Raw genomic sequence first — 24,738 nt, 5'->3', positions numbered from 1 at the left:
GCCAGCACCCCCCTCTGTCCTGCCGGACATCTCCCCCTCAAGGGGGGAGATTGGATGCTATCCAGGATTTCGCTAATCGCCAACGTTGCAAGACGAGCGCCATGGGCGAGGCTGCCAATCTCCCCCCTTGAGGGGGAGATGCCAAGTAGTGGTAAAGAGGGCAGGACAGAGGGGGGTAGGCTTTGATAGCAGCTTCTGGTTCCTACCATCTCGCCAAGGTTCGGCTTCATGCTTCACTTACGCCGGGCTTTTCCGGAGCCTTCGATACCGACGGGTTTGGGCTCGCCGATATCGCAATCGCCGATGGCAAGATCTCCGGGATTACGGCGCATCGATCCAACGCACCGGCGGACGCCACCGATCTCGGCGGCCGCATCGTGCTGCCGTGCTTTGTCGACTGCCACACCCATATCGACAAGGGCCATATCTGGCCCCGAAAGCCCAACCCGGACGGCACCTTCATGGCCGCTTTGAACGCCACCGGCGCCGACCGCGCGGCGCGCTGGAGCGCCGACGACGTTGCCCGCCGCATGGATTTTTCGCTGCGCTGCGCCTACGCGCACGGCACCAGGGCGCTGCGCACGCATCTCGACAGCGTCGCGCCGCAGGAAGAGATCTCCTGGCCGGTGTTCGAGACGATGCGGGAGAAATGGCGCGGCCGCATCGAGCTGCAGGCGGCCTGCCTGCTCGGCATCGAGGGCGTGCGCGACAGGAAATGGTTCGAGAGGCTGGCCAAACGGGTGGCTGCCGCCAAGGGTGTCCTCGGCGTCGTCACCTACATGGTGCCGGATCTCGAAGAACTGCTCGACCAGGTGTTTGCGCAGGCGATCAAGCATGGCCTCGACCTCGATTTCCACGCCGACGAGACCGACGATGTCTCTGCGATCTCGCTGAAGAAAATCGCCGAAGCAGCCCTTTGGAACGGTTTTGACGGGAACATCCTGGTCGGCCATTGCTGCTCGCTGGCACGCCAGCCCGATCTCGACGTGCTCGACACGCTGGATAAGGTCGCCAAGGCCGGCTTGGCGGTGGTGTCGCTGCCGATGTGCAATCTCTATCTGCAGGACCGGCGAGGCGACAGGACAACGCCGCGCTGGCGCGGGGTGACGCTGCTGCACGAGATGAAGGCGCGCGGCATTGCCGTCGCCGTCGCCTCCGACAATACGCGCGACCCGTTCTACGCCCATGGCGATCTCGACATGCTGGAGGTCTATCGCATGGCGACGCGTGTCCTGCATCTAGACCATCCCGTCGCGGACTGGCCGCAAGCTGTCACCGCAACGCCGGCCAAGGTGATGCGGCTCGATAATTTCGGCACGCTTGCCGCCGGAGCGCCGGCCGATTTCGTCGTCTTCAGGGGGCGAAGCTGGACGGAATTGCTGTCACGGCCCGAATCGGATCGCATCGTCGTGCGCGACGGCCAGGCGATCGAGCGCCAGCTGCCCGATTATGCCGAACTCGATGATCTGATGGTGGAATGATGGATATTGCGGCGCTCAAGCGCGACCTGGACGGCCTCAAGGTCGATGACCATCCGGCGATCGTCCAGCAGAAGAGCCGCGACTTCTACTGGTACAGCCCGGTGCTGAAGCAGCAGCTCGAGCACGTCACCGGTGACCTGATCGTGACGCCGAAAACCGAAGACGAGGTCGTCCACATTCTCGCCGCCTGCCACCGGCACGGCGTCCCGGTGACGCCGCGCGGCAGCGGCACCGGCAATTACGGGCAGGCGATGCCGCTGTCCGGCGGCGTCGTGCTCAATCTCGCCGAGATGAACGCGGTCAAGATGATCGCGCCGGGCCGTGTCGTCACCGGCCCCGGCGCCGTGCTCGCCGACATCGACAGAGCGACGCGGGCGCATTCCGGCCAGGAGCTCCGCATGTCGCCGTCGACCTACAACACCGCATCGATCGGCGGCTTCGTCGCCGGCGGCTCCGGCGGCATCGGTTCGATCCGCTGGGGCGGACTGCGCGACCTCGGCAACGTCATCCGGCTGAGGACCGTGACGATGGAGGCTGAGCCGCGGGTCATGGAGCTCACCGGCGAGGACGTGCTGAAGGTCATGCACGCCTACGGCACCAACGGCATCATCACCGAAGTCGAGATGCCGCTGACCGCCAGCTATGACTGGATCGACGTCATCGTCGGCTTCGACGATTTCATGGATGCGGCCGGCTTCGGCAACGATCTCGCCATCCAGGACGGTATCCTGGCGAAACTGATCACACCGATCGCAGCACCCATCCCCTACGATTACTTCAAGCGCCACCAACGGTTTTTCCGGCGCGGCCAAAGCATCGTCGTCCTGATGATCGCGCCGCATGCGATGGATGCCTTCCTCGCCTTCACGGCGCGCAGCAAGGGCGAGATCGTCTTTCGTGCCGACAAGGAGGCCGATCTCAAAGGGCTGCCGCCGGCCTATGAGCTGACCTGGAACCACACGACGCTGCGTGCCATCCGGGTCGATCCGACGATCACCTATCTGCAGACCCGCTATCCGTCGCCGGACCACCTCGGCCACGTCAAGGCGATGGTCGACCGCTTCGGCGACGAGGTGCCGGCACACCTTGAATTTATCCGCTTCGATGGCGCCATCGGCATCGCAGGGCTGCCGCTGGTCCGCTTCACCACGGCGGAGCGGCTGGACGAGATCATCCGCATCCACGAGGACAATGGCTGCTGGATCTTCAACCCGCACCGCTACACGCTGGAAGAAGGCGGCATGAAGCGCACCGACGAGGTGCAGCTCGCCTTCAAGCGCGAGACCGACCCGCAAGGGCTGCTCAATCCGGGCAAGATGATCGCCTGGGAGAACCCGGACTATGATTATCGCTCGGGCAAGTCGTTCCTGTTCAAGGGACTGGAGAAGGCGGGTTGAGACGATGACGGGCGTGTGGCGCTGTACCCCCCTCTGGCCTGCCCTCTTTGCCACCACTTGGCATCTCCCCCTCAAGGGGGGAGATTGGCAGTTCCATCGTCTCGACCATCTTCCAACGTCGTCAACTGGCGAAAGCGATACTGACAGCCGATCTCCCCACTTGAGGGGGAGATGCCCGGCAGGGCAGAGGGGGGTGCTTGGTGCCGACTTGCGAGATGTTCTCCTGTGAACGTCTTCGTCCTCTACGCTCATCCTGTGGAGACCAGCTTCAACGCCGATCTGCACCGGACGATCATCGAGCGGCTGAAGGCCGCCGGCCATGTCGTCGACGACTGCGATCTCTATGCGGAGGGTTTCGATCCCAGGCTGACGCGGGCCGAACGGCTGTCCTATCACGACGAACGCAGCGACGGCGATCCGGCGTCAGCCTATGTCGAGCGCTTACTGCGGGCCGAGGCGCTGGTGCTGTCGTTTCCGGTGTGGAACTTCGGCTATCCGGCCATTTTGAAAGGCTTTTTCGATCGCGTCTTCCTGCCCGGCGTGTCGTTCAAGCTGGTCAACGGCAAGGTGCAGCCGTCGCTGCACAACATTCACAAGGTCGCGGCGGTCACCACCTATGGCGGCAGCCGGTTCCGCGCCATGCTGATGGGCGACCCGCCGCGCAAGCTGGTCAATCGGGTGCTGCGCGCCACCATCAAGCCTGGCGGGTCGGTCTCCTATCTCGCGCATTACTCGATGAACCTGTCGACGAACGAGACGCGGACGAAATTCATCGCGAAGGTCGCTGCCAAGATGGACGCGTTCTGACGCGGGAGGGGACTTTTCCTTCTCCCCTTGTGGGAGAAGGTGGATCGGCGCGTAGCGCCGAGCCGGATGAGGGGTGCTGGAAGAAACGCGGCGTGGGAAGATTGGGACGGGAGCGCTAAACGCTAATTCCGTTGAGGTAGCGATCCTTCCAACACCCCTCATCCGACCGAGCTTCGCTCGGCCACCTTCTCCCACAAGAAGGGGAGAAGGAAAAGAGTTACATCCGCACCCGCTCAGATTTCGGATCGTACATCGGCTTAAGCGACGCTTCCGCCGCAAAGCGCTCGCCGGCGATCTCGATTTCGTAGGACGACGCCAGCACGTCCGCCTCGCTCTCGCCCTGGCACGGCACGTAGCCAAGCCCGATCGCGCCGCCGAGATGATGGCCGTAATTGCCCGAGGTGATCGGGCCGACGATCGTGCCGTCGCGCAGGATCGCCTCATTGTGGAAGAGCAGGGGCTCGGGGTCATTCAGGCGGAACTGCACCAGCCGGCGTGACAGGCCGGTTTCTTTCTTCTTCAGCACCGCATCGCGGCCAAGGAAGTCGCCCTTGGCCGTTTTCACCGCGAAACCCAGCCCGGCCTCCAGCACATTGTCCTCGTCGGTGATGTCGTGGCCGAAATGCCTGAAGGCCTTTTCGATGCGGCAGGAATCCAGCGTATGCAGGCCGCATAGCTTCAGGCCGGCGTCAGTGCCGGCTTCCGCGATGGCCTCGAAGACATGGGCAGCCTGATCGGTCGAGACATAAAGCTCCCAACCGAGCTCGCCGACATAGGTGACGCGGTGGGCGCGGGCCAGGCCCATGCCGATCTCGATCTCCTGAAACGTGCCGAACGGGTTGTTGTTATTGGAGAAATCATTCGGGCTGACCTTTTGGATCAGCTTCCTCGAATCCGGGCCCATCAGGCAAAGCACCGCTTCGGCAGCGGTCACATCGGTGATGACGACGAACTCGTCGGCAAGATGTTTTCTCAGCCAGGCCAGGTCGCGTTGCAGCGTGGCGCCGGGCACGACGAGGAAGAAGGCGGTTTCGGACAATCGCGAGACGGTGAGGTCGCTCTCGATGCCGCCGCGCTGGTTGAGCATCTGGGTGTAGACGATCTTGCCCGGCGTCACGTTCATGTCGTTGGCGCAGAGCCTTTGCAGGAAGGCGCAGGCGTCGCGGCCCTCGACGCGGATCTTGCCGAACGAGGTCATGTCGAACAGGCCGACGCCGTTTCGGACCGCCAGATGCTCCTCGCGCTGGTTATCGAACCAGTTCTGCCGTTTCCAGGAATAGCGGTATTCGCGCTCCTGGCCCTCCCGCGCAAACCAGTTGGCGCGCTCCCAGCCGGCGACCTCGCCGAACACGGCGCCGCGCACCTTCAGATGCTCGTGCAGCGGCGAACGCCTTATGTTCCGCGAGGTTGCCATCTGGCGGTAGGGGAAATGATCGGCGTAGAGCAGGCCGAGCGTTTCGGAGACGCGCTCTTTGAGATAGCGGCGGTTCTTCTGGAACGGCTGGGCGCGGCGGATGTCGACCTCCCAGAGGTCGAAGGGCGCCTCGCCGTCATTGATCCATTGCGCCAGCGCCATGCCGGCGCCGCCGGAGGAGACGATGCCGATCGAATTGTAGCCGGTCGCCATCCAGTAGCCGGAAAGCTCCGGCGCCTCGCCGAGATAGTAGCGGTCGTCGGGCGTAAAACTCTCGGGACCGTTGAAGAAGGTGTGAATACCGGCGGTGGCCAGCATCGGCATGCGGTTGACGCCCATTTCGAGGATCGGCTCGAAATGGTCCATGTCCTCCGGCAACTGGTCGAAGCAGAAATCCTCGCTTATGCCGTTCATGCCCCAAGGCTTGGCCACTGGCTCGAAAGCGCCGAGCATCATCTTGCCGGCATCTTCCTTGTAGTAGGCACACTCGTCCGGCACGCGCAGCACCGGCAAGCGGGAAAGCCCGGGGATCGGTTCCGTGACGAGATAGAAATGTTCGCAGGCGTGCAACGGGATGGTGACGCCGTTCTGGGCGCCAAGTTCGCGTGCCCACATGCCGGCGCAGTTGACGACGATATCGGCTTCGATCAGGCCTTGCTCGTCGCCCTGCGCCCAGGAAACGCCGGCGACGCGGCCGGCCCTGGTATGCACCTTGGTCACCTTGACGTTCTCGACGATCGTTGCACCGCGCTGGCGCGCGCCCTTGGCCAACGCCATGGCGATATTGGCCGGATCGCACTGGCCGTCGAGCGGCAGGTGCACGGCGGCGACCACATCTGACACATTGAGATGCGGGTACATCTGCTTGACTTCACTAGGCGAAATCTCGCGCACATCGACATCGAAGGCGCGGGCGAGAGACGCCTGCCGATAGATCTCGTGCTTGCGCTCCTCGGTCAACGCCACCGTGATCGAGCCGACCTGGCGCATGCCGGTGCCGACATCGGTCTCGGCCTCCAGCTTGACGTAGAGGTCGGCCGAGTACTTCGCCAGCCGCGTCATGTTCTGCGAACCGCGCAATTGGCCGATCAGGCCGGCGGCGTGCCATGTCGTGCCCGAGGTCAGCTGCTTGCGCTCGAGCAGCACGATATCGGTCCAGCCGAGCTTGGCCAGATGATAGGCGACCGAGCAGCCGGAGACGCCGCCGCCGATGATGACCGCCCTCGCTTTGGGAGGAATGGCCTTGGTCGGAATGGTTTTGGTGGGTGAGGCGCTCATGCGGCCTCACGGCGATAGAAGGAGGCGAAGCGGCGCAGGCGTGTGGCGGCCTCCATCAGCACCGGCTCAGGCTGGCAGAGGCTGAAGCGGATGTGGCCGGCTGCAGCCTCGCCGAAGCTCGAGCCGGGCATGACGCCGACCTTCTCCTGGTCGAGGAAAGCCCAGGCGAATTTTTCGTCGTCCGGCTCGATCGCCGATATGTCGAGCATCACATACATGCCGCCTTCGGAGCCGCGCACGGTGACGTTGTTCATACCGCGCATGGCATCGAGAACGACGGCGCGCCTTGCGGCATAGCGCTCGGCGATCTCCTTGACGCCGTAACCATTTTCGAGCGCCTCAGCGCAGGCGAGGCTGATGAAGGCCGGCAGGCCGTAGGTCATCACCAGATTGAGGTCGGTCAGCAGCGAGACCATCTCCTCGGGCCCGGTCAGCCAGCCCATGCGCCAGCCGGTCATGCCGTGGCTCTTCGACATCGAATTGATGACCAGCGTGCGTTCCGCCATGCCGGGCAGCGAGCGTGGTGAGACGTGCTCGCCGCCGACCAGCGTCCAGTAGACCTCGTCCGACAGCAGCCATAGGTCATGCTCGCGGCAGATCTGCGCCAGATCCTCCAGGCGCTCTCGCGAATAGACGGCGCCCGTGGGGTTGTTGGGCGTGTTGATCAGGATGGCGCGGGTGTTCGGCCGAAGGGCGGCGCGAATGTCGGCGGCGCGCGGCTGAAAGCCATCCTCGGCGGGGGTCTCGACGACGCTGAACTCGGCGCCCGCCGCACTGAAGGTGTTGGGATAGGTGGCGTAATACGGCGCGACGACGATAGCATGGTCGCCCTGGTCGAGAACCGCTTGAATGGCCGCGTAAAGCGCGGCCTGCCCGCCCGGCGTGGCGATGACCTGGTCGGGATTTGTCGCAACGCCGGTGCACCGCATCGAGGCCGCCGCCATCGCCTTGCGCAGGCGTGGAACGCCGGCAAGCGGCGTGTAGTGGTGATTGCAGGCGCGGACGGCCGTCACGCAGGCTTCGATCGTCTCGCTCGGCGTGTCGAAATCATGGTCGCCGACCGACAGCATGATGATGTCCTCGCCGGCCTGCTTGCGCGCCCAGGCAGCGGAATGAACCTCCCAGCCATCCTTGCCCGAAGGCACGATGCCGGAAATGCGCGATGATGGCCTGGGCATTATGCTGCTCCCGAAATTTCATAACCGGCCTGTTCGAGCCGGTCGCGCAGCGCGGCGATGTGGGCCGGTCCGACTTCGCAGCAGCCGCCGACGATGCCGGCGCCGGCCTCGACCCAACCGACCGCCTGGCCGGCATAGGCATCCGGATCAAGGTCGTGGCGGGCGTGCAGCACGTCCACGGTACCGCCATGCTTGAGCGCCTCAATCGAGGTGAAGCCGTTGGCATAAGCGCCGACTGGACCGCCGAGAGCGATCAGTTCGGGCAGCGCTGCAGCGATCGCTTCGGGCCGGCAGCAATTGATCAGCCGGGCCGCGACGGGCAGGCCGGCAAGAGCGCCCGACGCCGCCGCAATGGCTTCGCCGCTGCGCAGGCGCGGCGTGCCGTGGTCGGCAAGCGTCCACGACACCCATACGGGCTTGCCGCTTTCCGACGCCGCGGTGACGGCGGCGCGCGCCTCTTCGGCCGACGCCATGGTTTCGCACAGAAACAGATCGACGCCGTCCGCCTGCTCGGCAACGATACGGCGATAGATGTCGAGCGTATCGTGGAAGGATATCGTCAGCGCCGGCGCATAGCTGCCGAACAGCGGCGACAGGCAGCCGGCGATCGCCGCGTCGCCGGCCTGGTCGCGGGCTTGCCTTGCCAGTTCGATGCCGCGCTTCTGCAGCGGCTTGAACAGCTCTTCCGCGCCTTCGCGTGCCAGCCGCTCCGGCGTGGCTGAATAGGTGTTGATGGTGATGACGCGGGCGCCGGCGCGGATGAATTCCGCATGCAGGTCGCGCACCAGATCCGGTTCGTCGATCAGCACCCTGGCCGACCACAGCGGCGTCGGCTCGGAACTGCTACGGCGGACCAGCTCCTGGCCCATGCCGCCATCGGTAAGGATGACAGTCTTCATGCTCTGAGCCTCTCGTTCTTTGGATCCCATAACGGCTCATCCTTCTGCACGACCGCCCGAAAACGTTCGCCGAAGATCTCGATCTCGACCGCGGTTCCCGGCTCGGTGAGGTCGGCGCGCAGCATGCCGAGCGCGATCGACCTGTCGATGCGATGACCCCAGCCGCCGGATGTCGTCTCGCCGACGATCCGGCCGTCATGCCACAGCGTCGACATGGTGGGCGCATCGCAGTCGCCGGGGTTTTCGACGACCAGCGTGACGAAGCGTTTCTTTACGCCCTGCTGCCTTTCGTTCTGCAGCGCCGCCTTGCCACGGAAGTCGGGCTTGTCCCATCTGACGAAGCGCTCCAGCCCGCCCTCCAGGATCGAATAGTCGGTCGACAGGTCGCCCTTCCAGGTGCGGTAACCTTTTTCGAGCCGGAGCGAATCCAGCGCGTACATGCCGAACGGTTTTAGTCTATGCCTCTTCCCGGCCGCCCAGATGGCGTCGAAGATGGCTGCGGTATCGTCGACCTTGCTGTGGATTTCCCAGCCGAGCTCGCCCGCGAAGGACACGCGCACCAGCTTTGCCCAACGTCCGGCGATACTGGTTTCCTGATGCGTCAGCCAGGGCAGGGTGAGGTCGGCTGCGCAGAGTTCGGCGAGGATTTTTCGCGAGTTGGGGCCGGCGAGGATCTGGGTGGAGTATTCCTCCGTCCGGTCGACCAGCTTGAATGTGGCGTCCTTCGGGATGCGCGATTTCAGCCATTCGAAATCATGCCACTGAGCCACAGCGGCGGTGATCAGCGTCATCAGGTTCTCGTCGTGGCGGACCACCGACATTTCGGTGACGATGCGGCCCTTGTCGTCGGCAAAATAGACGAGGCCGATGCGGCCGGGTTTCGGCACCAGGCCTGTCACCTGGAGGCTCAGCCATTCGGCGGCACCCGGACCATCGAGATTGAAACGGGAAAACCCCGGCAGGTCCAGAATGCCGGCGGCATCGCGGACGGCGAGGCATTCCTCGCGCACACGATGCTGCCACGGCCCGTCGCGGCGGAAAGTCAGCGTGGATTCTTCGGAGATGTCGTCGCCTGGCTTCGCATACCAGGTGGCGCGTTCCCAGCCATTATAGGCGTCGAACCGGGCGCCGAGTGCCTTGATGCGGTCGTGGAGCGGCGACAGCTTGCGGTCGCGCCCGGCCGGCCAGGCATGGCGCGGAAACTGGATGGCATATTCGTTGCCGTAGATCTCCATGCCCTTGGCGACGCAATAATCCGGGGCCGAGGCAAAGGCGGTGAAACGGCGCGGATCGCACGACCACATGTCCCATTCGGTCTGGCCCTCGGTCACCCATTCGGCCAGCACCTTGCCGGCGCCGCCGCCCTGGGCGATGCCGAAGGTAAAGACGCAGGCCTCGAAGGCGTTGGGCACGCCGGGCATCGGGCCGATCAGCGGGTTGCCGTCCGGCGCATAGGGGATCGGCCCGTTGATGACCTTTGAAAGGCCGGCGGTGCCGAGGATCGGCACGCGGGCGACAGCATCGGCCAGGTAATGTTCCAGCCGGTCGAGATCGTCGGGAAACAGCTGGAACGAAAAGTCGTCGGGCATTGGGTCGTTGTGGCCGACCCAGTGGGCGCGGCAATTGCGCTCATAGGGGCCGAGATTCATGCCGTTCTTTTCCTGGCGCAGATAATAGGACGTATCGACGTCGCGCAGCAGCGGCAGCTTCTTGCCCTGTTCCTTCGACCACGCCGCCAGTTCGGGGATTTCCTCGAACAGGATATATTGATGGCTCATCACCATCATTGGCACCTCGCGGCCGAACATCCTGCCGACTTCGGCGGCGCGGTAGCCGGCGGCGTTGACGACGATCTCGCAGCGGATCTCGCCTTGCGCCGTCTCGACCACCCACTCGTGATTGTCTCGGCTCACGCCGGTGACCGGACAGAAGCGGATGATCTTCGCGCCCATGTCGCGCGCGCCCTTGGCTAGTGCCTGGGTCAGCTGCGCGGGGTCGATATCGCCATCATTCGGATCGTAGAGCGCGCCTTTCAGCTCATGCGTCTCGATGAAGGGGTAACGGCGCTTGATCTCGTCGAGCCCGACCACGTCGATATCCATGCCCTGGTAGCGGCCCATGCCCTTGGCGCGCTGGAATTCCTGCATGCGCTCCGCGCTATGGGCCAGCCTGAGCGAGCCGGTGACGTGGTAGTTCATGGGATAGCGGACCTCGTCGGCCAGCCGGCGATAGAGCTCGGTCGAATAACGCTGCATGTTCATCAGCGACCATGACGAGGAGAAAGTCGGCACGTTGCCGGCGGCATGCCAGGTCGAGCCGGAGGTCAGCTCGTTCTTCTCCAGAAGCACGCAGTCGGTCCAGCCCGCCTTGGCGAGATGGTAGAGCGAGGAGGCGCCGACGGCACCGCCTCCGATGATCACAACGCGTGCCGTGGTCGGCAAACCGGCCATGTTCTTCTCCGACTATTTGTTTTGATGCATGTCGTTGTCCCAAAACCGCCACGCACTTTTGGGCGACATGCATTCGTTCAATAGACAGGCGGCGAAACCACCCAGATGACGACAGCCGGCTCGGCTCCAGGATTGCGCCAGCGGAACGGCTTGCCGTCGAAGCGGAAGGAGTCGCCTTCGCCAAGCCGGTGCCAGATGCCAGCAATTTCGATGTCGAAACTGCCCGAAGCGACGTAGCCGGCTTCCTCGGTCGGCCGGCGCGCCTCGGCCTTCATCTCGGCACCCGGAGCGAAGACCGAACGCAGCATCTCGAAGCTACCGCCGAGATCGGGCGACAGAAGCTCCTCCACCAGGCCGGAATCGCTTGTGCCAAGCGTGCGCCGGTTGCCGGCGCGCACGACCACGCCGCGCTCGGTCTCGACAGGCACGTCATGGCTGAAGAACAGGCTGACCGGCACGCCGAACAATTCGGCGAAGGCCCTGAGATCGCCGAGCGACGGGACCGACAGACCGCGCTCGACCTGGCTGACCCAGCCGACGGAACGGCCGAGCTTCAGTGCGATTTCAGCAAGCGTCAAGCCGCGCGCCTTGCGCAACGCGCGAATGTCGCCGGCCAGCAGCCGTTCGCCGCTGTCCTGTTCCGATCTGGCGGCGGTTGAGGGCAAAGCCATCCCTGTCTTGGTGAAAAATTCCCAGCAAATTTCATTTGATGGCGGGTTCATGAAAAAATCAAGAGGATTTTCACGCAACCACAAGATTTACTTGCGCCATTTTGACGGTTCGGGCAAAGGCTCGGCGCACGAGCGGCGAGTGGGGCGCCCGGTCGAGGCGGGTAGGCTATCGGGCGTTCAAAAAGACGCGCAAGGATGCTCCCCATCACTTCTAGTCGGCGCATGATCCTTCCGGAAAATCGGGTTCGGGATCATACGCAAAAGGACGGCCCATGCTGGAAAACAACTCCCGGATTGCGGCGGCGATCGTCGATGACGCGATCACCTCGCGGCGGTCGGTACGCGCCTTCTTGCCCGATATGGTCGACGACGAGACCATCCGCGATATTCTCGCCGTTGCCGCGCGCGCGCCCTCAGGCACCAATATGCAACCCTGGAAAGTCTATGTGACCAAGGGCGAGGTCAAGCAGCGCATCACCGACGCCATCCTCAGCTCGGGCATCCGCGCCGAAAAGGCCGAGTGGGACGAGTACCGCTACTATCCCGACCAGTTCTTCGAACCCTATCTGACGCGACGGCGGGCCAACGGCTTCGGCCTCTACGGCGTGCTCGGCATCGGCCGGCGCGAGGTCGACAGGATGCGTGCGCAGCACGACCGCAACTTCGTCTTCTTCGACGCGCCGGTCGGCATGATCTTCACCGTCGACCGGCGGCTGAACAAGGGGTCGTGGATCGACTACGGCATGTTCCTGCAAAACATCATGGTCGCCGCGCGGGGCAGGGGCCTGCACACCTGTCCGCAAGCTGCCTTCGCGCCCTATCACCGGCAGATCAGGCCGGTGCTCAACATTCCCGACGAGGAGATCGTCGTCTGCGGCATGGCGCTCGGCCATGAGGATACGTCCAAGCCCGAAAATGCCTTCCGCACCGACCGCGCGCCGCTGGAAGAGTGGGTGACGTTCGCGGAGTGACGTGAAGCGCCGTCCGGCTCTACTGCACTTCGTAGCCGACTTCCTCGCTCGCATGGCAGAGCGCTTTCCAGAACGAGCGGGCAAACGAGCGGAACACATAGATGTCGAACTGATCGGCGCCGGTGCGCTGGATCTGCGCGAAGATGTCGTGATGCATGGTCGAGCGGCCGGCGCCGATCGGGAAGGCCGGCAGCGCGAAGTCGATGGCGAAGAATTTCGCCAGCACCCACTCGGCCTTCGGCCCGGCGATACGGATCGCGGTGCGGCCGTGCGAAAGGTCGGTCACCGTACCGATGGCCGAAGTGACGACACTGGCAAAGGCCGGCGCCAATCCCTCGGCTTCATCGACCACAGTGAACTTTCCCGGCGCAAAGCCGAACACCGACCTGGCGCCGTTCGTCACACCGCCACCGGCGCCGTCGGGCAAAGCCAGGCCGGTGACCGCATGGATGCCGGCCATCAACTTCTTCTCCTCGCCGGGCCAGGCGGCGAGCTGCAGGATCGAACCCGGCCTGGTTTCGGAGAGGATGATTTCGACACCATGCTCGAAATTGCCATGCGAGCCCGGATGCAGCACCGGCTCAAGCGGCGATTGGCGTTCAACCATGCATGCGGCTCCCGTCCGGATCGAAGAAATGGTTGGAGACGATCTCGACCGGCCCGAACCGGTTGCGCAGCGGGTCGGAGACATAAGCGCGCGTGCCGCGCCGCGCCTTGCCGCCCTTGACCAGGGCAAGCGCGATATATTTACCCAGCGCCGGCGAATAGCAGCAAGCGGTGATGTGGCCAAGCGAGCCGTGCGGATTGGCTTCGTCAAGCTCCTCGACGATGTGTGCGCCGCCATTGAGCGGCTGGTTGTCGAGCGAAACAATACCGACGAGTTCCAGGCGGTCGGGCGCGATCAGCCCCTCGCGGTCCATCATCGCCGAACCGATGAACGGCTTCTTCTTCGACAGCATCCAGTCGAGATGCAGGTCGCGTGCCGTGGTACGGCCGTCGATCTCGGCACCGGTGACGTGGCCTTTCTCGATGCGCATGGTGCCCAGCGCCTCCAGCCCGTAGGTCACCAGCCCGAACGGCTTGCCGGCTTCGATCAGCGCCTCCCAGACATGGGTGCCGTAGCCGGCGCCGGAATAGACCTCGAAGGCCATTTCGCCGGAGAAGGACAGCCGGCAGATCATCACCGGCACGCCGGCGATTTCGCCGTGGACGATGCCCATGAAGGGCAGGGCGGCATTGTCGACGGCAGTGCCGCTGACGCAAGCAGCCAGTATCTGCCTTGCCTTCGGCCCGCCGATGGCGGCACCGGCCCATTGGTCGGTCACCGAGGTGACGTGGACCTTCAGCGCCGGCCAGATCACGTCGAGGAAATATTCCAGATGCTGCATCACCTTGCCGGCATTGGCGGTGGTGGTGGTCATCAGGAAATCCTGCTCGCCGAGGCGCCACGTGGTGCCGTCGTCAAAGGCGAGACCGTCCTCGCGCAGCATCAGCCCGTAGCGCGCCTTGCCGACGGCCAGCGTCGAAAACATGTTGGTGTATAGGCGGTCGAGGAATTCCGCCGCGTCGGGGCCTTGCACCGCGATCTTGCCCAGTGTCGAGACATCGACGATGCCGGCGCTCTCGCGCGTGCCTCTCGCTTCGCGGACATAGGCCTGCTCGATCGTCTCGCCGGGATGGCCGTAGATCATCGGCCGATACCACAGGCCGGCGGAATACATGGTGGCGCCGTTGGCGACGTGCCAGTCATGCATCGGCGTCAGCCGCTCGGGCTTCAGATCGCCGAAGCGTTCGGCGGCTAGCGAGCCGATCGACACCGCCGAAAAGGGCGGGCGAAAGCGCGTCGTGCCGACCTGCGGGATCGGCTTGCCCAGCGCCTCGGCCATTATGGCCAGGCCGGGTATGTTGGAGCTCTTGCCCTGGTCGGTTGCCATGCCGAGCGTGGTGTAGCGCTTCAGATGCTCGACCGAGACGAAGCCTTCGCGATGCGCCAGCCGCACGTCATCCGCCGTCACGTCATGCTGGAAGTCGACGAAGCTTTTTCCTTCGGCCTTGATCTCGAACACCGGCGCCGGATCGGGATCGCCAGGTGCTGCTTCGACGGCAGGCAAGGCCGCCGGCGTGGCGGTTGCGCCCGCAGCGGAAAGACCGGCGGCGCGACCTTCGGCGATCGCCTCGGCGGTGGAGAAACTGCCGGTGAAGGCGCCGGCGCCGATCCATTGCTGTGTCGTCGGCTTGGGCGGCAGGAACGCTTGCAATGCTTCGTTCCATTCCGCTTTGGCTCCGGCCTGGCTGGCCAGATGAATGGTCGGCGACCAGCCGCCCGACATCAATAGGCAATCGGCGTGGATGCTGCGCGCATCGCCGGAAAGCGCGCCGTTGACCATGTCGAAGCGCTGCACCTTGAAGCCGGAAAGCGCCTTGCCGCCCTCGGTGGCGATCACCGCGTGGCCAGAAAGGATCTCGGCCTCGGTCTCGCCGGCCAGCTTGCGCATTTCGCTCGAAAGCTCAGGGCGCACGTCGATGATGGCGACGACCACGGCGCCGGCCTTCTTCAGCGCCAGGGCCGCGCGATAGGCGCTGTCATTGTTGGTGAACAGCCCGATCCTGTCGCCGGGCAGCACGCCATATTCAATGGCATAACGCTCGGCAGCATGCGCCAGCATTACGCCTGGCCGATCATTGCCTGGAAAGACCAGCGGACGCTCCAGGGATCCGGTGGCCAGCACCACCGACTTGGCGCGGATCGTCCAGTAGCGATGGCGCGATTCGCCCTTGCCGGGCGTTTCCTTGTGGTCGGTGACACGTTCGAGCGCGGCAAGCGTGTTGCCGTCATAATAGCCCCAGACGGTGGTGCGCGGCAGCAGGCGGACATTGTCACGGCCTTCGAGCTGGCCGGCGGCGCGCGCTGCCCAGTCGGCGGCCGGCATGCCATCGATCGTCTCGCCCGACCAATTGGCCGAGCCGCCGAAATGCGGCTCGAGCTCGGCCAGGATGACGCGTGCACCCTGATCGGCAGCCGCCCTGGCGGCCATCAGCCCCGCCGGGCCGGAGCCGACTACCAGCACATCGCAGAACGCGTTCATGCGTTCGTAGCGCGCCGTATCGGGAGCCGTGCCTGCCTTGCCCAGGCCGGCGGCACGGCGGATGAAATGCTCACAGAACATCCAGAAGCGAGTGCCCTTCAGCGGACCGATCACCGGTCCCATGAAGGTCTTGTAGTAGAAGCCGGCCGACAAAAGCTTGCCGCCGAGCTGGTTCACGGCACTGATGTCCCAGGCAAGCGAAGGGAAGCGGTTCTGGCTGATTGCGGCCAGCCCGTCATAAATCTCGACCATTGTGGCGGGGATGTTCGGCTCGCGAACCTCGCCCCTCAACACTGTGACCAGCGCGTTCGGTTCCTCGACGCTGGCGGTCAGCAGGCCGCGCGGGCGGTGATATTTGAACGAACGCCCAAACAGGGTGACGCCGTTGGCCAGCAGCGCCGAAGCCAGCGTGTCGCCGGCATGGCCGGTATAAGGCGCGCCGTCGAAGGTGAAACGGATGGTCCGCAGCCGGTCGATGCGGCCCCCGGCCTCTGTACGGCGCGGGCTCATGGCTTGTCCTCGGCCCGGTGCCGCGCAACCGAGTTGTGGTCGCCGCGCGCGAACGCGGTGCTGGAGATCTCGTGCGTCAGCGTGTTGCGCACGACCCTGAGATGGGCGCGGCAGCCGCCGGAATGCTGCCAGATCTCATTGTGGTCGCCGGCTGGATTAAGCCGGTCGTAGACATAGGCGTTCCAGGCGTCGAGGTTCTGCGAGGCGGGCTGTGGGCGCTGGCGATTGCCGTCGCCCTGATAGGTGAATTCGATCACGTCGCGCGGGCCGCAATAGGGGCAGGTGATGAGCATGGATCTCTAACCTAATGCAGCCGGGGCGTGGCGCCCTGGCCCTTGTCGTCGATCACCAGGCCACGGTAGAAGCGGTCGAGCGTGAAGGCCGCGTTGAGACCGTGCGGCTCGTCCTTGGCAATGGTCCAGGCAAAGCACCAGCCGGAAGCCGGCGTCGCCTTGAAGCCGCCATAGCACCAGCCGCAGTTGAGATACATGCCCGGCAGCGGACCGGTGGTGATGATTGGCGAGCCGTCCATCGACATGTCGCAGACGCCGCCCCATGAGCGCAGCATGCGGACACGGGCCAGCCCAGGGAACAGCGCCAGCATCTCGCTCATCACCTCATCGACGATCGGCAGGCTGCCGCGTTGGGCGTAGCTGTTGTAGCCGTCGAGATCGCCGCCATAGACAAGGCCGCCCTTGTCCGATTGCGACATATAGAAATGGCCCATGCCGAAGGTCAGGACCGTATCGATGAACGGTTTTAGCGATTCGGTGACGAAGGCCTGCAGCACGTGGCTCTCGATCGGCATCGTCTCGATGCCGGCAAGCCGCATGACCCGCCCGGTGCTGCCGGCAACCGCGACCGCTACCTTTTTTGCGCGGATTTCGCCGCGCGTTGTCGTGACGCCGGTGATGCGGTCGCCGTCGCGCAGGAAGCCGGTGACCTCACAATTTTCGATGATGTCGACGCCGCGGCGATCTGCGCCGCGCGCATAGCCCCAGGCGACGGCGTCGTGGCGGGCGGTGCCGGCGCGCCGCTGCATCAGGCCACCGACGATCGGGAAACGCGCGGTGGCTGAGACGTCGAGCGCCGGCACCAGGCGCGCGATTTCGGCCGTGGTCATCAGTTCGGCGTCGACGCCGAGATGGCGCATGGCGTTGCCGCGCCGGGCATAGTCGTCGAGCTGAGCAGGTGTGTGGGCGAGGTTCAGGCAGCCGCGCTGCGAGAACATGACGTTGTAGTTGAGGTCATGGGCCAGGTTCTCCCACAGCTTCATCGAATGCTCGTAAAAGCGCGTGTTGGCCGGCAGGAGATAGTTGGAACGGACCGCCGTGGTGTTGCGGCCGACATTGCCGGAACCGAGCCAGCCCTTCTCCACCACGGCGACATTGGTGATGCCGTGCTCCTTGGCGAGATAGTAAGCGGTCGACAGGCCATGGCCGCCGCCGCCGATGACGATCACGTCGTAGGACGCCTTCGGGTCGGGCTTGCGCCAGGCCGGCCTCCAGTCCTTGTTTCCGGTCAGCGCGTTCTTGAGAAGCGAAAAGGCCGAATATTCCGCCATTCTTATTGTCATCCATTTCAGGCTTTGCGGCAGACTATAGAGCAGGCGGCCAACGCAAAGCCAAGATTGCGCCATCGCTTTTCGACTCCCCGACTTCGACTGGATTGGCCGACTTCGACTGGATTGGCCGACTTCGATTGGCGGACTTCGAAAACGAGCCGCCTGGCATGACTTGCCCCGTGATATGAGCGTCTTTATCAAGGACGTGCTTCAAAACTGCCGCTGCCGTCCGCGAGTCGCCAGAAAAATCATGTTCTTTCGTTTACTCCGCCTGGTCCTGATCGTTGCGCTTGTTGTCTTGGCGCCGCCGTCGTTCGACGCGATGGCGCAGGCGCTCGGGCAGGGTGCCGCCGGGCTGGTCACAGACCAGCAGAAGGTCATCCAGAGCCTGACGGCCAAAACCGACGATCTCGAGAAGAAGATACAGCAGGACGGCCAAGACGATGCCACCCTGGTGGAAATCCGCCTGCAATTGGAGGATCTGTCGCGGGCGGCGCTCACCAGCGCGCTGGCGTTCCGCTCGCGTCTCGGCGATATCAACGATCGGATCGAGACGCTGGGACCTCCGCCGGCCGCGGGCCAGCCGGCCGAGCCGGACATCGTGACCGGTGAACGCCAGGCGCTGGCTTCCGAAAAAGCCGAGATTAACGCCGTCATTGCCAGCGCGCAGAACCTGTCGATCCGCATCAGCGGGCTGATCGAGAAGATCGGCAACATGCGCAGCGAGCTGTTCCGCAATCAGCTCACCAAGCGCTACGTGCTGTCCGATGCATTGAGCCCGGAGGTCATTTCCGACGCCAATGACGAATTTACCAGTTTCTACAAGGCGGTGTCGTCCTGGCTGAGCTTCGCCTTCAAGTTCAAGTTCCAGGCAATTCTTGCCGCGACGTCGATGGCGCTTGCGCTGGCCGCTGTGCTTTTTGTCGGCGGGCGGCGCCTGTTCGGCCGCGTCTTCGAAGCCGATCCTTCCGTCGAGGATCCATCCTATCTCAGCCGCCTGTCGGTGGCGTTCTGGTCGACATTGCTGCCGTCGCTGGCGGTTGGCGCCTTCCTTATCTCGACGGTCTTCTTCTTCAATTATTACAATGTCTTGCGCGGCGACATCGGCATCTTCCTGAATTCGCTGGTTGCCGTTATCGCGGTGGTGTTCTGCGTCAACCGGCTGACCAATGCGGCGCTGGAACCGCGATTACCGAACTGGCGTCTGATCCCGGTCGAAACCGGCCCGGCGCGCTGGCTGGTGCGGCTGACGACTGCCATGGCCGTCGCCATCGGCATCAATTATTTCCTGTCGGTCGTCAACGACAAGATGGGCTCGCCGCTATCGCTGACCATCGCCAGAAGCTTTGTCGCCACCATCAGCGTCGGCGTCATCCTGATCCTGATGGGCCTGCTGAAGCCGTTCAAGGCTGCCGACGGGAGCTGGCGCCCGTGGCCGGCATGGCTGCGCTACACCGCCGTCGCGCTAGGGCTATTCACCATAGCGTCGGCGCTGCTCGGCTTTATCGGCCTTGCTATTTTCGTCTCGGTGCAGGTCGTGGTTACCGGCACTATCCTGGTCACCGCCTATATCGGCTTCCTGTCGGCGCGGGCGATCGGCATGGAAGGTGGTTTCGCCAACACTTCGATCGGGCGCTGGCTAGCGGCCAATTCAAGCTACGAAGAGACCGCGCTCGACCAGCTCGGGCTTGTCGTCAGCGCCGCCATAAACATCATGATCGTGCTGGTGTTCCTGCCGCTGATCCTGTTGATGTGGGGCTTCCAGCCCGGCGACATCCAGGCTTGGGCCTACAAATTGGCGACGGGCCTCACCATAGGCTCGGTGACGATCTCGGTCACCGGCATCCTCACTGGCGTCGTCGTCTTCATCATCGGCTATTTCCTGACGCGCTGGTTCCAGGGCTGGCTCGACGGTTCGGTGATGGCGCGCGGCCGGGTCGACACCGGTGTGCGCAATTCGATCCGGCTGGCGGTCGGCTATGCCGGCGTCGCGGTCGCGGCACTGGTCGGCATCTCGGCGGCCGGTATCGACCTCTCCAATCTCGCGTTGGTCGCAGGCGCCCTGTCTCTCGGCATCGGCTTTGGCCTGCAGAATGTCGTCTCCAACTTCGTCTCGGGCCTGATCCTTTTGGCCGAGCGGCCGTTCAAGGTCGGCGACTGGATCGTCGCCGGTGACATCAGCGGCACGGTCAAGAAGATCAGCGTGCGCGCCACCGAGATCGAAACGTTCCAGCGGCAGTCGGTGATCCTGCCCAATTCAAACCTGATCAACAATGCGGTCGGGAACTGGACGCACCGCAACAAGCTCGGCCGCATCGATATCAAGGTCGGCGTCGCCTATGGCAGCGACATCAAGCACGTGCATGGCGTCCTGTTGGAGATCGCGCGCAGTCATCCGCTGGTGCTGAAAAACCCCGAACCCTTCGTGCTGTTTTCCAATTTCGGCCCGGCCGCGCTCGAATTCGAGATCCGCGTATTCCTGGCAGACGTTCTTAGTGGCAATATCGTCCAGAACGACATCCGCTTTGCCATCTTCGATGTGTTCGCCGACCAGCATATCGAAATTCCGTCGACACCGCGCGCCGTCGTCGAGACCAAAAAGCACGAAGCGTGGCCGATCGACGACGACAAGATCGAAGTCGAATTCGTCGAGCGGGAACAAGCAAAAGCACTGGCGGCGGTCGAGGCGAAACGTCTCGCCAAGTCGGGACGCAAGGTGCGGAAGCCCGATCCTGACTAGCTGTTTGGAGCTTGCCTTCAAGCCTTCGGAAACCAATTGCGGCATGAATGCGGCATTCAGTTGCCGTTCAGCTTGCATTGCATATAAGCTCACCTGCAAACGGCGAGAATGCCTTGCGAAATGCAACAGAGGCGGTGGCAACACCGATACTGCAAAATGTGGAAGTCTCTCGTCGCCGCCATCGCTTTTCTGGCCGTGGGCGGTTCGGCCCATGCCGCCAGCGCGGTCAACAAGGACGCCGAGACCCGCACGCTGATCGTGACGGAAGGCGGCGGCAAGACCGAGCTGGCGCTGGCCGCCGGCGAAACCGTGGAATTTTGCCCGAGCGGCTGTTTTGTTACCTTGCCGAATGGCGACCTCGAGGCGCTGACCGGTTCGGAGACGATTGAGATCTCGGGCGGCGTCGCGCGCATCAAGTAAAGTCGACGCCATGATTTTTGAAGGCCGGGCAAACGCCCGGCCTTTTATTTGCTTCCGGTAATCGGCGATGAAGGTATGCACTTTTCTTCGAAGCTGCGCAGGGCGGGCTCTAGCAGCGCCTTCGTACCGAGCAGGGCGAAGGCGTAGGTCTAACTGCATTCGACGGGCTGGTGGCGCGGGCTTTTTTGGCGATGTCGCAAACAGGCTGCAAGCGCGGCGCCGCGCCGCCCTATAGTCTGCTCGCAATAGCATCTTGGAGTCGCGGGCAATGGCAGGGTTTCCGGAAAAGGCGAAGGTCGTCATCGTCGGGCTGGGCGGCATCGTCGGCGCATCGGTCGCCCATCACCTGATCGAGCGCGGATGGGACGATATTGTCGGCATCGACAAATCGGGCATCCCGACGGATATCGGCTCGACGGCGCATGCCTCCGACTTCTGCTACACGACCAGCCATGATTTCCTGTCGTGCTGGACGACGCTCTATTCCATCGATTTCTACGAAAAGATGGGTCACTACGCGCGCATCGGCGGCCTCGAGGTCGCCCGCGTCGGCGACGACGCTCGCATGGCGGAGATCAAGCGCAAGATCGCCTCGGCGAAGGCCTTCGGCACACGCGCCCGCCTGATCGATCCCGCCGAGATCAAGGAAAAATTCCCGCTGATCGAAGAACAGATGGTACAGGGCGGCCTGTGGGATCCCGACGCCGGCCTCGTCATCCCGCGCTCGCAGACCGTCGCCGGCAAGCTTGTCGACCAGGCGGAAGCTTCCGGCAAACTCAGGGCGTTTGCCAATACGTCGGCCAGGTCGCTCGTCATCGAGAACGGCCGCATCAAGGGCGTGGTGACCGACCGCGGCACCATCGAAGCCGACTATGTCGTGGTCTGCACCGGCATCTGGGGACGGCTGATCGCGGAAATGGCGGGCGAGGACCTGCCGGTCATGCCGATTGACCATCCGCTTACCTTCTTCGGGCCGTACACTGAGTTCGCCGGCACCGGCAAGGAGATCGGCTGGCCGCTGCTGCGCGACCAGGGCAACTCGGCTTACATGCGCGATACTGGCGACCCTAAGACCGCCGAAGGCGGGCAGATCGAATGGGGTTATTACGAAGAGACCAATCCGCGCCTTTGCCATCCGCGCGATCTTCTCGAGAAAAACCGGGCACGGCTTTCGCCGTCGCAACGCGATCTCGACATGGAGCAGATCCTGGCGCCGCTCGAGCGCGCCATGGAACTGACGCCGATCCTGGGCGAGCTGGGCTACAATGAGAGCCATTCCTTCAACGGCCTGCTGCAGGTGACGGCGGACGGCGGCCCCTCGATGGGCGAAAGCCAGAAGGTGAGGGGCCTCTGGTATGCCGTGGCGATCTGGGTCAAGGACGGCCCCGGCATGGGCAAGCTCATCGCCGACTGGATGACGGACGGCCGCACGGCGATCGACCACCACGCCATCGACTATTCGCGTTTCTATCCGCACCAGACGAAAGAACAGTTCATCTGGGATCGCTGCACCGAAACCGCGATGAAGGTCTACAACCCGGCGGTCCATCCGCGCGAGCCCTTCTCCAAGGCTCGCAATGTCCGCCGCTCGCCCTTCTGGGAGCGCGAGAAGGAACTCGGCGGCTATTTCATGGAGCTCGGCGGCTGGGAGCGCGCCCATGGCTACGCCGCCAACGAGCATCTGCTCGAGAAATACGGCAACCGGGTGCCGGTGCGCCAAAACGAATGGGATAACCGCCACTTCTGGCGCGTCTCGAACGCCGAGCATCTCGCGATGAGCGAGGATTGCGGCATCGTCAACCTGTCGCATTTCGCCATGTACGACGTGGAAGGCCCGGACCATGTCGCGCTGATGGAATGGCTGTGCGCGGCAAAGATCGGCGGTGACGGCAATATCGGCAAGGGCATCTATACCCATTTCCTCGACGAGGAAGGCATGGTGCGCGCCGACCTGACCGTCATCCGCATGGCCGACCGCTGCCGCGTCATCGACGGCGCCGATGCCGGGCCGCGCGACTTCCAGTACATGCGCCGGACGGCAGAGGACAAAGGCTTCGACGTTACCGTCACCGATGTGACCGAGAGATATGTGACCGTCGGCATCTGGGGTCCGAATGCGCGGGCAACATTGGGCAAGGTCGTGGAAAACCCCGACGGACTGACGCTTGAGAATTTTCCCTTTGCCGCGATCAAGCCCGTCAGGATCGCCGGCAAGGACGTGACCGCCTTCCGCATCTCCTATGTCGGCGAGCAAGGCTGGGAACTGCATATGCGCTACGAGGACGGCCTGGCTGTCTGGGACGCGCTGCGGTCGACCGGCGTGATGGCCTTTGGCGTCGAGACCTATGCCAACAGCCGCCGCATGGAGAAGAGCCTGCGCCTGCAAAACGCGGACCTCTTGACCGAATACAATCTGCTGGAAGCCGACCTTGCCCGTCCGAAAGTCAAGGAGGCCGATTTCTGCGGCAAGGCAAAGCATCTGGAATATCGCGCCCGGGTGCATCAGCCGGCCATGCTTTGCACGCTTATCATGACGGACAATACAGATTCGAATGGTGTTCCCCGCTATCCGGTTGGCACGATGCCGGTGATGGACCCGCAAACCGGTGAGACGCTCGTCGACGAGCTCGGCCGCCGCTCCTTCACGACCTCGGTGGCCTATGGTCCGACCCTCGGCAAGAACATCGCGCTCGCCCACCTGCCCTGGGCGTATTGCCAGGAGGGCCGCAAGCTGAGCGTCGAATATTTCGGCGAGAAGTACCCGGTCGAAGTGGCCGCCGTCGGCTACAGGCCGCTCTACGACCCGGAGAACCTCAATCCGCGCAGCTAAGCGTTGCTTGCCTGCCGATTCTCCACACAGGCAAGCCGAGCAGTGCCAGCAGGACCTGAATGCAGAAGCCCGATTCATCGTCGGGCTTTTCGCTTTGTGGAGCGATGATTCTCGCTTACCGTCGCGCTGCGATTGGGGGGTGCCTTTGCGGCGGATCGGCTGGGACAGAAAAAACGATGCGCTTGTGTTTCAGCTGAACCGGAATATCCCGGTTCGCGTCAGCTGGACCTTCGCAATTCCCATTGTGCTGCCCTTCCTGAACGAGTGGGCGAGCCGACCCAAGGATGCACTGATCCATACCTCTATCTTTGCAGCGCTTCTGTTTGCGTCGATATTTCTGCACGAACTGGCACACGCCTGGATCGGACGCCGACAAGGCGTCGCCACCGACATGATAGAATTATATCTCTTCGGCGGGCTCACGCGTTTCAAACGCGCCGCAGCGCCATCGCCTGCCTGGGCGCGGATTGCGATAGCGGGTCCCCTGGCGAACGTCGCGCTCGCCGCGTTTTTCGATGCGGCCTATTATCTGGTTTTTGGAGAACTCATCCCACTTGCGCCCGAAGGGCCATTCGGGTGGCTGCCGTCAAGGTCGGCCGGTCCTCTGGAATGGACGCTTTGGATTGGCGCATTGTTGAACGTGTCACTTATCATTCTCAACATCCTGCCCGCCTTCGATCTGGATGGCGGCGTGATTGCAAGACATTTGTTCCTGAGACGCTTCGGCGTCCGCCGGGCCGCGCAGATCGTCGGCATCTGCGGCATCGTACTTTCAATTCTGCGTTTTGCGATCATCTTGCCTGCCGCGGGTATTCTGTTGTGGCTTCCGCCGTCATTCAAGCCGAACTGGAGGGCAGCGCGCGGGGTCGGTGCTAGAAAACCGAAGCCGGACCCATCCTCCGAGACGGATGTCGAGAAGGCCGTGGAGTGGTGGGGGCGGGGCGGGCACCGCATCCACGAATGAAATTCGTTTTCCGGCGGTTCGCAAAAATGTGACCGAATGAGACCGGCTCTCCACCGGGCTTTTCTCTTTGTCGATCGG

General features: G+C 63.6%; 17 protein-coding genes. 8 read left to right on the top strand and 9 right to left on the bottom strand.

All coding sequences use genetic code 11. The features are described 5' to 3' along the window. Positions 1-182 precede the first annotated feature (182 nt). The 3 genes from NKJ28_RS11885 to NKJ28_RS11875 all read left to right on the top strand — a co-directional run bounded on the left by NKJ28_RS11885 (position 183) and on the right by NKJ28_RS11875 (position 3,685). Positions 183-1,481 (top strand): cytosine deaminase, encoded by a 1,299-nt coding sequence (locus NKJ28_RS11885; RefSeq protein ID WP_352635660.1) that lies wholly within the window; start codon positions 183-185, stop codon positions 1,479-1,481. Continuing rightward, positions 1,481-2,878 (top strand): FAD-binding oxidoreductase, encoded by a 1,398-nt coding sequence (locus NKJ28_RS11880; protein WP_352635688.1) that lies wholly within the window; start codon positions 1,481-1,483, stop codon positions 2,876-2,878. The genes NKJ28_RS11885 and NKJ28_RS11880 overlap by 1 nt, the downstream gene beginning before the upstream one ends. Positions 2,879-3,103: 225 nt before the next feature. Beyond that, positions 3,104-3,685 (top strand): NAD(P)H-dependent oxidoreductase, encoded by a 582-nt coding sequence (locus NKJ28_RS11875; protein WP_023676544.1) that lies wholly within the window; start codon positions 3,104-3,106, stop codon positions 3,683-3,685. 217 nt (positions 3,686-3,902) lie between these two features. Here the strand turns inward: NKJ28_RS11875 and NKJ28_RS11870 are convergent, their stop codons facing one another. The 5 genes from NKJ28_RS11870 to NKJ28_RS11850 all read right to left on the bottom strand — a co-directional run bounded on the left by NKJ28_RS11870 (position 3,903) and on the right by NKJ28_RS11850 (position 11,575). Next, a complete protein-coding gene (locus tag NKJ28_RS11870) occupies positions 3,903-6,377 on the bottom strand; it encodes a GcvT family protein (protein ID WP_352635658.1) in 2,475 nt (824 codons plus the stop codon). Next, entirely contained in the window at positions 6,374-7,555 is a 1,182-nt protein-coding gene (locus NKJ28_RS11865) for a pyridoxal phosphate-dependent aminotransferase (RefSeq protein WP_352635656.1), read from the bottom strand. The genes NKJ28_RS11870 and NKJ28_RS11865 overlap by 4 nt, the downstream gene beginning before the upstream one ends. Continuing rightward, the gene (locus NKJ28_RS11860; protein WP_352635654.1) at positions 7,555-8,454 is read right to left on the bottom strand and encodes a homocysteine S-methyltransferase family protein; all 900 of its coding nucleotides are present in this window, start codon (positions 8,452-8,454) and stop codon (positions 7,555-7,557) included. The genes NKJ28_RS11865 and NKJ28_RS11860 overlap by 1 nt, the downstream gene beginning before the upstream one ends. Beyond that, positions 8,451-10,904 carry a GcvT family protein gene (locus tag NKJ28_RS11855; RefSeq protein ID WP_352635652.1) on the bottom strand — a complete coding sequence of 818 codons (2,454 nt, stop codon included), beginning with the start codon at positions 10,902-10,904 and terminating at the stop codon, positions 8,451-8,453. The genes NKJ28_RS11860 and NKJ28_RS11855 overlap by 4 nt, the downstream gene beginning before the upstream one ends. 77 nt (positions 10,905-10,981) lie before the next feature. Then, positions 10,982-11,575 (bottom strand): helix-turn-helix domain-containing protein, encoded by a 594-nt coding sequence (locus tag NKJ28_RS11850; protein WP_031211731.1) that lies wholly within the window; start codon positions 11,573-11,575, stop codon positions 10,982-10,984. 272 nt (positions 11,576-11,847) lie between these two features. Between NKJ28_RS11850 and NKJ28_RS11845 the strand changes: the two genes are divergently transcribed. Then, positions 11,848-12,546: a nitroreductase gene (locus NKJ28_RS11845; RefSeq protein WP_352452121.1), complete on the top strand. Its 699-nt coding sequence runs from the start codon at positions 11,848-11,850 to the stop codon at positions 12,544-12,546. A gap of 19 nt (positions 12,547-12,565) precedes the next feature. Here NKJ28_RS11845 and NKJ28_RS11840 read toward each other — a convergent pair whose 3' ends face one another. Genes NKJ28_RS11840 through NKJ28_RS11825 form a run of 4 tightly spaced genes read right to left on the bottom strand, consistent with a single transcriptional unit; the run spans position 12,566 to position 17,706 of the window. Beyond that, positions 12,566-13,153, bottom strand: a complete 588-nt coding sequence (locus tag NKJ28_RS11840; protein WP_023676538.1) for a sarcosine oxidase subunit gamma — start codon at positions 13,151-13,153, stop codon at positions 12,566-12,568. Further along, positions 13,146-16,142 carry a sarcosine oxidase subunit alpha gene (locus tag NKJ28_RS11835; RefSeq protein WP_352623287.1) on the bottom strand — a complete coding sequence of 999 codons (2,997 nt, stop codon included), beginning with the start codon at positions 16,140-16,142 and terminating at the stop codon, positions 13,146-13,148. The genes NKJ28_RS11840 and NKJ28_RS11835 overlap by 8 nt, the downstream gene beginning before the upstream one ends. After that, positions 16,139-16,435, bottom strand: a complete 297-nt coding sequence (locus NKJ28_RS11830) for a sarcosine oxidase subunit delta (protein ID WP_023676536.1) — start codon at positions 16,433-16,435, stop codon at positions 16,139-16,141. Before NKJ28_RS11830 ends, NKJ28_RS11835 begins: the two co-directional genes overlap by 4 nt. A gap of 11 nt (positions 16,436-16,446) precedes the next feature. After that, positions 16,447-17,706, bottom strand: coding sequence for a sarcosine oxidase subunit beta (locus NKJ28_RS11825; protein WP_352635649.1), 1,260 nt, complete (start codon positions 17,704-17,706; stop codon positions 16,447-16,449). Between the two features lie 250 nt (positions 17,707-17,956). Here NKJ28_RS11825 and NKJ28_RS11820 point away from each other — a divergent pair, with 250 nt between their 5' ends. The 4 genes from NKJ28_RS11820 to NKJ28_RS11805 all read left to right on the top strand — a co-directional run bounded on the left by NKJ28_RS11820 (position 17,957) and on the right by NKJ28_RS11805 (position 24,660). After that, positions 17,957-20,446 carry a mechanosensitive ion channel family protein gene (locus NKJ28_RS11820; protein WP_352635647.1) on the top strand — a complete coding sequence of 830 codons (2,490 nt, stop codon included), beginning with the start codon at positions 17,957-17,959 and terminating at the stop codon, positions 20,444-20,446. 156 nt (positions 20,447-20,602) lie between these two features. After that, a complete protein-coding gene (locus tag NKJ28_RS11815; protein WP_023676533.1) occupies positions 20,603-20,866 on the top strand; it encodes a hypothetical protein in 264 nt (87 codons plus the stop codon). A gap of 268 nt (positions 20,867-21,134) precedes the next feature. Beyond that, complete coding sequence (locus NKJ28_RS11810; RefSeq protein ID WP_352635645.1) at positions 21,135-23,696, top strand: GcvT family protein; 2,562 nt, start codon at positions 21,135-21,137, stop codon at positions 23,694-23,696. 7 nt (positions 23,697-23,703) lie between these two features. After that, positions 23,704-24,660 carry a site-2 protease family protein gene (locus NKJ28_RS11805; RefSeq protein WP_352635643.1) on the top strand — a complete coding sequence of 319 codons (957 nt, stop codon included), beginning with the start codon at positions 23,704-23,706 and terminating at the stop codon, positions 24,658-24,660. Positions 24,661-24,738: the final 78 nt, after the last annotated feature.

The organism is Mesorhizobium sp. M0145 (genome assembly GCF_040322355.1).
In the GTDB taxonomy this organism is placed as follows: domain Bacteria; phylum Pseudomonadota; class Alphaproteobacteria; order Rhizobiales; family Rhizobiaceae; genus Mesorhizobium.
This window is presented reverse-complemented; position numbering and strand designations above follow the sequence as displayed.

Coding starts and splice junctions, on each gene's coding strand:
- NKJ28_RS11810 (WP_352635645.1), top strand. CDS start 21,135: ATGGCAGGGTTTCCGGAAAAGGCGAAGGTCGTCATCGTCGGGCTGGGC.
- NKJ28_RS11845 (WP_352452121.1), top strand. CDS start 11,848: ATGCTGGAAAACAACTCCCGGATTGCGGCGGCGATCGTCGATGACGCG.
- NKJ28_RS11880 (WP_352635688.1), top strand. CDS start 1,481: ATGGATATTGCGGCGCTCAAGCGCGACCTGGACGGCCTCAAGGTCGAT.
- NKJ28_RS11840 (WP_023676538.1), bottom strand. CDS start 13,153: ATGGTTGAACGCCAATCGCCGCTTGAGCCGGTGCTGCATCCGGGCTCG.
- NKJ28_RS11870 (WP_352635658.1), bottom strand. CDS start 6,377: ATGAGCGCCTCACCCACCAAAACCATTCCGACCAAGGCCATTCCTCCC.
- NKJ28_RS11835 (WP_352623287.1), bottom strand. CDS start 16,142: ATGAGCCCGCGCCGTACAGAGGCCGGGGGCCGCATCGACCGGCTGCGG.
- NKJ28_RS11815 (WP_023676533.1), top strand. CDS start 20,603: ATGTGGAAGTCTCTCGTCGCCGCCATCGCTTTTCTGGCCGTGGGCGGT.
- NKJ28_RS11830 (WP_023676536.1), bottom strand. CDS start 16,435: ATGCTCATCACCTGCCCCTATTGCGGCCCGCGCGACGTGATCGAATTC.
- NKJ28_RS11825 (WP_352635649.1), bottom strand. CDS start 17,706: ATGGCGGAATATTCGGCCTTTTCGCTTCTCAAGAACGCGCTGACCGGA.
- NKJ28_RS11850 (WP_031211731.1), bottom strand. CDS start 11,575: ATGGCTTTGCCCTCAACCGCCGCCAGATCGGAACAGGACAGCGGCGAA.
- NKJ28_RS11860 (WP_352635654.1), bottom strand. CDS start 8,454: ATGAAGACTGTCATCCTTACCGATGGCGGCATGGGCCAGGAGCTGGTC.
- NKJ28_RS11865 (WP_352635656.1), bottom strand. CDS start 7,555: ATGCCCAGGCCATCATCGCGCATTTCCGGCATCGTGCCTTCGGGCAAG.
- NKJ28_RS11820 (WP_352635647.1), top strand. CDS start 17,957: ATGTTCTTTCGTTTACTCCGCCTGGTCCTGATCGTTGCGCTTGTTGTC.
- NKJ28_RS11855 (WP_352635652.1), bottom strand. CDS start 10,904: ATGGCCGGTTTGCCGACCACGGCACGCGTTGTGATCATCGGAGGCGGT.